This window comes from Arthrobacter sp. Cza30 (assembly GCF_059090765.1).
Genome location: NZ_JBNHGA010000006.1, coordinates 454,479 through 463,588 on the forward strand (window position 1 = coordinate 454,479; position 9,110 = coordinate 463,588).

The window sequence follows — 9,110 nt, forward strand, 5'->3', positions numbered from 1 at the left end:
CCGGGCGGGCATATTGGGCATGAATTGAACTTACCAGAACGGCAACGCCGCGGCTGAGGGCCGGCTGCCCGGCGCAGGAGGTGTGCACGGGGCAGCCGCCCCGACGCGCTGCTCAGCCCACGAGGCCCGCCAGACCGGCCAGGGTGCGGTCGGCGGCGGCGCGCAAGGCGGCGGCGTCCGGGCCCGCCTGGAGGATGTCCCGGCTGGAGGTAGCCAGGACATTCCCGACGGCGGAGCCGAAGGCCGCCGCGATGTCCGCCCCGGTGGCACCCTGGGCGCCCAGACCGGGGGCCAGCAGCGGCCCGTTGACCGCGGCCAGGTCCACCCCGAGCCGTTCCATCACCTCGGCCCGGACGGTGGCGCCGACCACCAGGCCGACGGAGCCCAGCTCCCCGGCGCGGCCGGCCTCCTCGTTGTCGGCCGCCGCGGCTTCCGCGATCCGGGCGGCCACGGACTCGGCGCCGCCGACGTGCTGCACGCTGGCGCCCTCAGGGTTGGAGGTCAACGCCAGCACGAACACCCCGCGGCCGGTTGCCGCCGCCAGGTCCAGCGCCGGCCGCAGCGATTCGTACCCGAGGTAGGGACTGAGCGTTACGGCGTCGGCTGCCAGCGGCGAACCGTCCCGCAGCCACGCATCCGCGTAGGCGGCCATGGTGGAGCCGATGTCGCCGCGCTTGGCGTCGGCAATGGTCAGGGCACCGGCCTGGCCCGCGGCCGCCAGCAGCTTCTCCAGCACCGCCAGGCCGGCCGAACCGTGCCGTTCGTACAGCGCCACCTGGGGCTTGAGGGCGGCAGCCTGCTCCCCCACCGCGTCCAGCACGGTGAGGGAGAAGCGTTCCAGCCCTCCGGCGTCGTCGTTCAGTCCCCAGGCCGAGAGCAGCGACGGGTGCGGGTCGATCCCCACGCACAGCGGCCCGCGGGCCTCCATCGCCGCCCGCAGCCGCTGCCCGAAGGTGGCGGGTTGCGGCCGGGCGTGCGGCTCAGGCATGGAAGGCGGCCTTCAGGTTCTCGGCGTGCTCCTGCAGGCTGGTGACGTCCCACTCGTACTGGCGCATCGCTTCGATGGCCTGGATGGCGGCGCCGAACTCGGACACCGTGGTGATGATCGGCGTGCCCACCGACGTCGCCGCCGCGCGGATCTCGTAGCCGTCGCCGCGGGCCTGGCCGCCGGAGGGGGTGTTGAGGACGAGTCCGATCTGGCCTTCGGTGATCAGGTCGACGATGGTGCCCTCGCCGTCGTCGGACCGTCCCTCGGCGACCTTCCGCACGGTGGTGGACTGGATGCCGTTGCGGCGCAGCACCTCGGCCGTGCCGCCGGTGGAGAGGATCTCGAAGCCCAGGTCCACCAGCAGCTTCACCGGCATGATGATGGAGCGCTTGTCGCGGTTGGCCACCGAGACGAACACCTTGCCGGACGTCGGCAGGGCGCTGCCGGCCGCGGCCTGGCTCTTGGCGAACGCGGTGTCGAAGTACTTGTCGATGCCCATGACCTCGCCGGTGGAGCGCATTTCCGGGCCTAGCAGCGAGTCGACCACGGTGCCCTCCGGCGTGCGGAACCGGCTGAACGGCAGCACCGCTTCCTTCACCGCGACCGGTGCCTCCAGCGGCAGCCGGGAGCCGTCGCCGGTCTCGGGCAGCACCTTGTAGACGCTGCGCAGCGTGTCGATGTCCACGCCGGTGCCGATCAGCGCCGCGGCCTTGGCCAACTGCACGCCGGTGGCCTTGGACACGAACGGGACGGTGCGGGAAGCGCGCGGGTTGGCCTCGATCACATAGAGCACGTCGGCGGCCAGCGCGAACTGGATGTTGATCAGGCCGCGCACTCCCACGCCCTCGGCGATGGCGGCGGTGGCCTTGCGCACCCGGTCCAGCACGTCGGCGCCCAGGGTGATCGGCGGCAGCACGCACGCGGAGTCGCCGGAGTGGATGCCGGCCTCCTCGATGTGCTCCATGATGCCGCCGACGTAGAGGTCCTTGCCGTCGTAGAGGGCGTCGACGTCGATCTCGATGGCGTCTTCCAGGAAGCGGTCCACCAGCACCGGATGGTCCGGGGTGATCTCGGTGGCGTTGGCGATGTAGCGCGACAGGTTGGCCTCGTCGTAGACGATCTCCATGCCGCGCCCGCCCAGCACGTACGACGGGCGGACCAGCACGGGGTAGCCGATCTCGTCGGCGATCTTCTTCGCCTCCTCGAAGGAAACGGCGGTGCCGTTCTTCGGGGCTATCAGCCCGGCCGAATCCAGCACCCGCTGGAAGGCGCCGCGGTGCTCGGCCAGGTCGATGGCCTCCGGCGAGGTGCCGAGGATCGGGATGCCGGCGTCGGCCAGCGCCTGCGCGAGCTTCAGCGGCGTCTGGCCGCCCAGCTGCACGAACACGCCGAGCACGCCGCCGGTGCGCTCCTCGGCCGCGATGACCTCCAGCACGTCCTCGAGCGTGAGCGGCTCGAAGTAAAGGCGGTTGGAGATGTCGTAGTCGGTGGAGACGGTCTCCGGGTTGCAGTTGATCATGACCGTCTCGTGCCCGGCCTTGCGCAGCGCCATGGTGGCGTGGACGCAGGAGTAGTCGAACTCGATGCCCTGGCCGATCCGGTTGGGGCCGGAGCCGAGGATGATCACCGACGGCTTCGCGTGCAGCTCCACCTCGTCCTCCTCGTCGTAGGACGAGTAGTGGTACGGGGTGTAGGCGGCGAATTCGGCGGCGCAGGTGTCCACCGTCTTGAACACCGGGCGGATGCCCAGCGCGTGCCGAACCCCGCGGACCACTGCCTCGCTGGTGTGGCTGAGCTTGCCGATCTGTTCATCGGAGAAGCCGTGCCGCTTGGCCAGCCGCAGGATGTCCTCCGTCAGTGCCGGCGCCCGGCGAATTTCGGTGGCCACTTCGTTGATCAGCTGCAGCTGGTCCAGGAACCACGGGTCGATCGCCGTGGCTTCGAAGACCTGCTCGACGGTGGCACCGCCGAGCAGCGCCCGCTGCACCATCGAGAGCCGCTCGGTGGACCCGACCCTGGACTTAGCCAGCAGTTCGGGCACGTCATAGTCGTTGACCGGGTCGAACTCGAGCTGCGACCCCTTCTGCTCGAGCGACCGCAGCGCCTTCTGCAGCGCCTCGGTGAAGTTGCGGCCGATGGCCATCGCCTCGCCGACGGACTTCATGGTGGTGGTCAGCGTCGGGTCGGCGGCCGGGAACTTCTCGAACGCGAAACGCGGAACCTTGACGACGACGTAGTCCAGCGTCGGTTCGAAGGCGGCCGGCGTCTGCTGGGTGATGTCGTTGGGGATCTCGTCCAGCGTGTATCCGAGCGACAGCTTGGTGGCGATCTTGGCGATCGCGAAACCGGTGGCCTTGGAGGCCAGCGCGGAGGACCGGGAGACGCGCGGGTTCATTTCGATCACGACGACGCGGCCGGTGTCCGGTTCGATGGCGAACTGGATGTTGCAGCCGCCGGTGTCGACGCCGACTTCGCGGATCACCGCGATGGAGATGTCGCGCAGCTTTTGGAACTCGCGGTCGGTCAGCGTCATGGCGGGGGCCACCGTGATGGAGTCGCCGGTGTGCACGCCCACCGGATCGAAGTTCTCGATCGAGCACACGACGACGACGTTGTCGTTCTTGTCGCGCATCATTTCGAGCTCGTATTCCTTCCAGCCCAGGATGCTCTCTTCGAGCAGCACCTCGCTGGTGGGGCTGTACTGGATGCCGGCCCCGGCGATCCGGCGCAGGTCGTCCGCGTTGTAGGCCATCCCGGAGCCGAGGCCGCCCATGGTGAAGGACGGGCGCACCACCATCGGGTAGCCCAGTTCCTCGGCCGCGGCGAAGGCCTCGTCCATCGAGTGCACGATCACGGACTTGGCGGACTCGGCGCCGCAGCGCTCCACCACGCCCTTGAACTTCTCCCGGTCTTCGCCGAGTTCGATGGCGGCGATGTTGGCGCCGATCAGCTCCACGTTGTACTTGTCCAGCACGCCGTTCTTGTCCAGCGCGATCGCGGTGTTCAGGGCGGTCTGGCCGCCCAGCGTGGGCAGGAGGGCGTCCGGGCGCTCCTTGGCGATGATCTTTTCGACCACCTCCGGGGTGATCGGCTCCACGTAGGTGGCGTCGGCGAACTCGGGGTCCGTCATGATCGTGGCGGGATTCGAGTTGACCAGGATGACCCGCAGGCCCTCCTCCTTCAGCACCCGCAGCGCCTGCGTGCCGGAATAGTCGAACTCGGCCGCCTGTCCGATCACGATGGGACCGGAACCGATGACCAGGACGGACTTCAGATCTTCTCTCTTGGGCATTACTTGCTTTCCTTCGTGGTCTCGGAAGCGGTCCCGGTCTGGTTACGGCGGGAGTTCATCAGGTCGGTGAAGCGGTCGAACAGGGGCGCCGCATCGTGCGGCCCGGCGGCCGCCTCGGGGTGGTACTGGACGGAGAAGGCGGGGATGTCCAGGCAGTTCAGGCCCTCGACGACGTCGTCGTTGAGGCAGACGTGGCTGACCTCGACCCGGCCGAAGCGCTCCTCCGGGGCCAGCGTGGGCCCGTCCAGCGGGGCGTCGACGGCGAAGCCGTGGTTCTGCGAGGTAATTTCGACCTTTCCGGTGCGCCGGTCCATGACCGGCACGTTGATGCCGCGGTGGCCGTAGCGCAGCTTGTAGGTGCCGAAGCCCAGGGCGCGGCCCAGGATCTGGTTGCCGAAGCAGATGCCGAAGAACGGCAGGCCGGCGTCGAGCGCCTTGCGCAGCAGCAGCACCTGGCGGTCGGCCGTGGCCGGGTCGCCGGGGCCGTTGGACATGAACATGCCGTCGGGCGCGACGGCCTGGATGTCCTCGAAGCTGGCGGTGGCGGGCAGCACGTGCACCCGGATCCCGCGCTCGGCGAACCGGACGGGGGTCATGGCCTTGATGCCCAGGTCGAGGGCGGCGACGGTGAACCGCGGCTCCCCGTCCCAGCCGTGGTCGGCCGGGTCGACGGTGTAGGCCTCGGTGACGCTGACCTCTTCGGCGAGCCGGGCGCCTTCCATCGCCGGCTGCGCGGTGACCTCGGCCAGCAGCTCCGCCGCGGGGCGGGCGGCGGCGTCCCCGGAGAAGATGCCGGCCTTCATCGCTCCGCGTTCGCGCAGGTGGCGGGTCAGGGCGCGGGTGTCCACGCCCTGGATACCCACGATGCCCTGGTTGACCAGTTCTTCGTCCAGGCTGCGCTCGGAGCGCCAGTTGGAGGGCCGGCGGGCCGGGTCGCGGACCACGTAGCCGGCCACCCAGATCCTGCGGGACTCCGCGTCGTCGTCGTTCACGCCGGTGTTGCCGATGTGGGGTGCGGTCTGCACCACCAGCTGGCGGGCGTAGGACGGGTCGGTGATGGTCTCCTGGTAGCCGGTCATGCCGGTGGAAAAGACCGCCTCGCCCAGCGCGGTGCCCTGCGCACCGTAGCTGCGGCCGCGGAAGGTCCGGCCGTCTTCGAGCACCAGCAGCGCCGGTGCGGAGAGGAATGTTGTTTCTGCGCTCACGATAGGTCCTAGTCTTCCTGTACGGCGGGTAGGTATGTCTGCAGCTGCGCCAGCAGCGGTTGTTTGTCGGCGGCCTGCCGGGTGCGGAAGGCCGTGTCGACCTCGCGCTCCCCCAGCTTCCACGTGATCACGGCCAGGCCCTCGGTCTCCACGAACTTGCCCACCATGCCGCTCTCGGTGCGGACGTCGGAGATGCTTCCGGCCGGAATGTAGAGGTCCGTGGAGCCGGGCCGCTCGATCAGCACGCCATGCGGATAGGTCCGCAGCGCCGCCTTGGTCCGGATGCCGAGGCCGTGCACGGCGACGCGGTCCAGCCAGTCCCCCGCCGTCGTCGTGACCACGTACATGCCTTCGTAGTAGCCGGTCGGGTTGGCGGTGTCCGCCGGGACCTGCGGCAGCGGCGCGATGTCCCGCTGCCGCTTGACCCGGTTGCGCCAGCCGACGCCCACCAGCACCATGAGCACGACGGCGACGGCGAGCATCACCAGGCCCGCTTGCATCTGGTTCATCTCAGGCCTCCCCTGCCGGGCGTGCCGGGGTGTTCAGGGCGCCGTCCAGCACCGTGGGGTGTCCGTTGAGGAACGTGGCGACCACGCGGCCGGGCAGCTCCCGGCCGGCGAACGGCGAGTTCCTGCCCTTGGTGGCCATGGCGGCGGGGTCCACCGTCCAGCGGGCCGCCGGGTCCACCAGGGTGATGTTGGCGGCCGATCCGGCGGCCAGCGGCTGGCCCTGGCCGGCCAGCCGGCCGATCCGGGCTGGCATGGCGGAGGTGATCCGGGCGAAGTCGGCCCAGCCGATCAGGCCGGATTCGATCATGGTGTGCTGCACGACGGACAGCGCGGTTTCCAGCCCGGTCATGCCCATGGCCGCCTGCGCCCACTCGCACTCCTTCGCCTCGGAGGGGTGCGGCGCGTGGTCGGTGCCGATGACGTCGATGGTGCCGTCGGCCAGGCCGGCGCGCAGGGCCTGCACGTCCTCATCGGTGCGCAGGGGCGGGTTGACCTTGTAGACCGGGTCGTAGCTGCGGACCAGTTCGTCGGTCAGCCACAGGTGGTGCGGCGTGACCTCGGCGGTGACCTTGATCCCGCGGGCCTTGGCCCAGCGGATGAGCTCCACCGATCCGGCCGTGGAGACGTGGCAGACGTGCAGGCGGGAGTCCACGTGCTGGGCCAGCAGTACGTCGCGGGCGATGATGCTCTCCTCCGCGACGGCCGGCCAACCGGTCATGCCCAGCACCGCCGAGACGGTGCCCTCGTTCATCTGTGCGCCGTCGGTCAGCCGCGGCTCCTGGGCGTGCTGGGCGATCACGCCGTCGAACGCCTTGACGTATTCCAGCGCGCGGCGCATCAGCACCGGGTCGGACACGCAGATGCCGTCGTCGGAAAAGACCCGGACCCGGGCCCGGGAGTCGGCCATCGCGCCGAGCTCGGCGAGCCGTTCGCCGGCCAGGCCCACGGTCACGGCGCCCACCGGGCGGACGTCCGCCCAGCCGGCGGTCCGGCCCAGCGTGTACACCTGCTCGACCACGCCGGCGGTGTCGGCGACCGGCGTCGAGTTGGCCATCGCGTGCACGGCCGTGAAGCCGCCCAGGGCCGCGGCGCGGGTCCCAGTCTCCACCGTCTCCGCATCCTCGCGGCCCGGCTCGCGCAGATGCGTGTGCAGGTCCACCATGCCCGGCAGCGCGATCAGCCCGTCGGCATCGATGACGACGGCGCCGGCCGCGCTCAGGCCGGTGCCCGCCTCCGCGATTCTCCCGCCGCGGAGCAGCAGGTCGGCACGCTCCCCGCCGGTCAGCGAAGCCCCGCGGATCAGGTAGGTGGTTTCGCTGGACTCGGTCACTTGGCCTCCTGGGCGGCGATGGGAGCGGGGGCGGCGGATTCGGTGCCGCCGGAGAGCAACAGGTAGAGCGCGGCCATCCGCACGGCAACCCCGTTGCGTACCTGGTCCAGCACGGTGGACCGCGGCGAGTCGGCTGCCGCCGAGGAAATTTCCAGCCCGCGGTTCATCGGGCCGGGGTGCATGATGATGGTGCCGGCGCGGCCGGAGGCGTCCAGCGCCGCCAGGCGGCGGTCGTCGAACCCCCAGCGGCGCGAATACTCCTGCGTGGACGGGAAGTAGGCCGCGTTCATCCGCTCCCCCTGCACGCGCAGCATCATGACGGCGTCGGTGCCCTCGGCCAGCGTGGCGTCCAGGTCGTAGCTGATGGTGCACGGCCACTGGCGGCTGCCCACCGGCAGCAGCGTCGGCGGGGCGACCATGGTGACCTCGGCGCCGAGGGTGCGCAGCAGCCAGAGGTTGGAGCGGGCCACCCGGGAGTGCAGGATGTCCCCGACGATGGCCACCTTCATGCCGGCCAGGTCGCTCCCGGCCGAGGCCGTGCCGGAGAGCCTGGCCCAAGTGCGCCGCAGCGTGAACGCGTCCAGAAGCGCCTGGGTGGGATGTTCGTGGGTGCCGTCGCCGGCGTTCACCACGGCGGCGTCGATCCAGCCCGACCCGGCCAGCCGGGCCGGCGCCCCGGAGGCCCAGTGCCGGATGACGACGGCGTCCGCGCCCATCGCCTCCAGGGTCTGGGCGGTGTCTTTGAGCGATTCGCCCTTGGAGACCGAGGATCCCTTGGCCGCGAAGTTGATGACGTCGGCCGAGAGCCGCTTGGCGGCGGCTTCGAAGGAAATGCGGGTGCGGGTGGAGTCCTCGAAGAAGAGGTTGACCACGGTGCGGCCGCGCAGCACGGGCAGTTTCTTGACCTCGCGCAGGGAGACCGCGGACATCTCCTCGGCAGTGTCCAGGATCTGCACCGCGTCCTGCTTGGCCAGGTCCGCGGTGGAGAGCAGGTGTTTCATGCGCTGACGTCCTCGATCACTACTTCGTCGGCCGCCGGTGCGCCGTTGTTGGTGTCGGTCTCGGCCAGCCGGACCCGGACCTTCTCCTTGGAGGAGGTGGGAAGGTTCTTGCCGACGTGGTCGGCGCGGATCGGCAGCTCGCGGTGCCCGCGGTCCACCAGCACGGCCAGCCGCACGATCCGTGGCCGGCCCAGGTCCACCAGGGCGTCCAGGGCGGCGCGGATGGTGCGCCCGGAATAGAGCACGTCGTCCACCAGCACCACGACCTTGTCGTCGATGCCGTCGGCCGGCAGCTGGGTGGGCAGCGGCGAACGCGTGGGATGCCGGCGCAGGTCGTCGCGGAACATGGTCACGTCGAGCTGGCCGATGATTTTGTCGGCGGCGACCGAGGGGTCGGCGGCGGCGATCTTGGCGGCCAGCCGCCGGGCCAGCGGGTAACCGCGGCGCGGGATGCCCAGCAGGACCAGGTCCTGGGAGCCTTTGTTCGCCTCGAGGATCTCGTGGGCGATACGGGTCAATGCGCGGTTGATGTCCGCTTCGGCAAGTACAACGCGCGACGATGCCGGCTGCGCCGGGTGGTCCGTGTTCATCTGTTGCCGCCTCCTTCCCCGCCTCACTGGACGGAATTTAAAGGTTGCTTGCGCCCTCAAAATTACCATGCCGGCCTCCGCTCCTGCCGTTCGTGACGGCTCTGCGACGGCGATGCGCGGGCGGTGTGCGCAAGCTCACCGACCCGCTGTGGTTCCCCCACCGATCCGGCCCGGACGCGGCGACGGCGGGTGCCC

The 9,110-nt window shown here is 70.4% G+C and carries 7 protein-coding genes; all 7 read right to left on the minus strand.

The genetic code is table 11. The features are described 5' to 3' along the window. Nucleotides 1-112: 112 nt before the first annotated feature. The 7 genes from pyrF to pyrR are packed head-to-tail and all read right to left on the minus strand — an operon-like array spanning nucleotide 113 to nucleotide 8,915. Nucleotides 113-988: an orotidine-5'-phosphate decarboxylase gene (pyrF, locus tag AC5RVZ_RS22770; RefSeq protein WP_494067906.1), complete on the minus strand. Its 876-nt coding sequence runs from the start codon at nucleotides 986-988 to the stop codon at nucleotides 113-115. Then, entirely contained in the window at nucleotides 981-4,280 is a 3,300-nt protein-coding gene (carB, locus tag AC5RVZ_RS22775) for a carbamoyl-phosphate synthase large subunit (protein ID WP_494067907.1), read from the minus strand. The genes pyrF and carB overlap by 8 nt, the downstream gene beginning before the upstream one ends. Continuing rightward, the gene (carA, locus tag AC5RVZ_RS22780) at nucleotides 4,280-5,485 is read right to left on the minus strand and encodes a glutamine-hydrolyzing carbamoyl-phosphate synthase small subunit (protein WP_494067908.1); all 1,206 of its coding nucleotides are present in this window, start codon (nucleotides 5,483-5,485) and stop codon (nucleotides 4,280-4,282) included. The genes carB and carA overlap by 1 nt, the downstream gene beginning before the upstream one ends. An 8-nt stretch (nucleotides 5,486-5,493) precedes the next feature. Further along, on the minus strand, nucleotides 5,494-5,994 hold the full coding sequence (locus tag AC5RVZ_RS22785; protein ID WP_494067909.1) for a PH-like domain-containing protein: 501 nt from the start codon (nucleotides 5,992-5,994) through the stop codon (nucleotides 5,494-5,496). Nucleotide 5,995: 1 nt separating this feature from the next. After that, nucleotides 5,996-7,324, minus strand: a complete 1,329-nt coding sequence (locus tag AC5RVZ_RS22790) for a dihydroorotase (protein ID WP_494067910.1) — start codon at nucleotides 7,322-7,324, stop codon at nucleotides 5,996-5,998. After that, nucleotides 7,321-8,325, minus strand: a complete 1,005-nt coding sequence (locus AC5RVZ_RS22795; protein ID WP_494067911.1) for an aspartate carbamoyltransferase catalytic subunit — start codon at nucleotides 8,323-8,325, stop codon at nucleotides 7,321-7,323. The genes AC5RVZ_RS22790 and AC5RVZ_RS22795 overlap by 4 nt, the downstream gene beginning before the upstream one ends. After that, the gene (gene pyrR / locus AC5RVZ_RS22800) at nucleotides 8,322-8,915 is read right to left on the minus strand and encodes a bifunctional pyr operon transcriptional regulator/uracil phosphoribosyltransferase PyrR (protein ID WP_494067912.1); all 594 of its coding nucleotides are present in this window, start codon (nucleotides 8,913-8,915) and stop codon (nucleotides 8,322-8,324) included. The genes AC5RVZ_RS22795 and pyrR overlap by 4 nt, the downstream gene beginning before the upstream one ends. Between the last annotated feature and the right edge of the window lie 195 nt (nucleotides 8,916-9,110).

Excerpts from the sequence above, each read along its gene's own strand:
- AC5RVZ_RS22795 (WP_494067911.1), bottom strand. The coding sequence starts at position 8,325 with ATGAAACACCTGCTCTCCACCGCGGACCTGGCCAAGCAGGACGCGGTG.
- pyrF (WP_494067906.1), bottom strand. The coding sequence starts at position 988 with ATGCCTGAGCCGCACGCCCGGCCGCAACCCGCCACCTTCGGGCAGCGG.
- carB (WP_494067907.1), bottom strand. The coding sequence starts at position 4,280 with ATGCCCAAGAGAGAAGATCTGAAGTCCGTCCTGGTCATCGGTTCCGGT.
- AC5RVZ_RS22785 (WP_494067909.1), bottom strand. The coding sequence starts at position 5,994 with ATGAACCAGATGCAAGCGGGCCTGGTGATGCTCGCCGTCGCCGTCGTG.
- pyrR (WP_494067912.1), bottom strand. The coding sequence starts at position 8,915 with ATGAACACGGACCACCCGGCGCAGCCGGCATCGTCGCGCGTTGTACTT.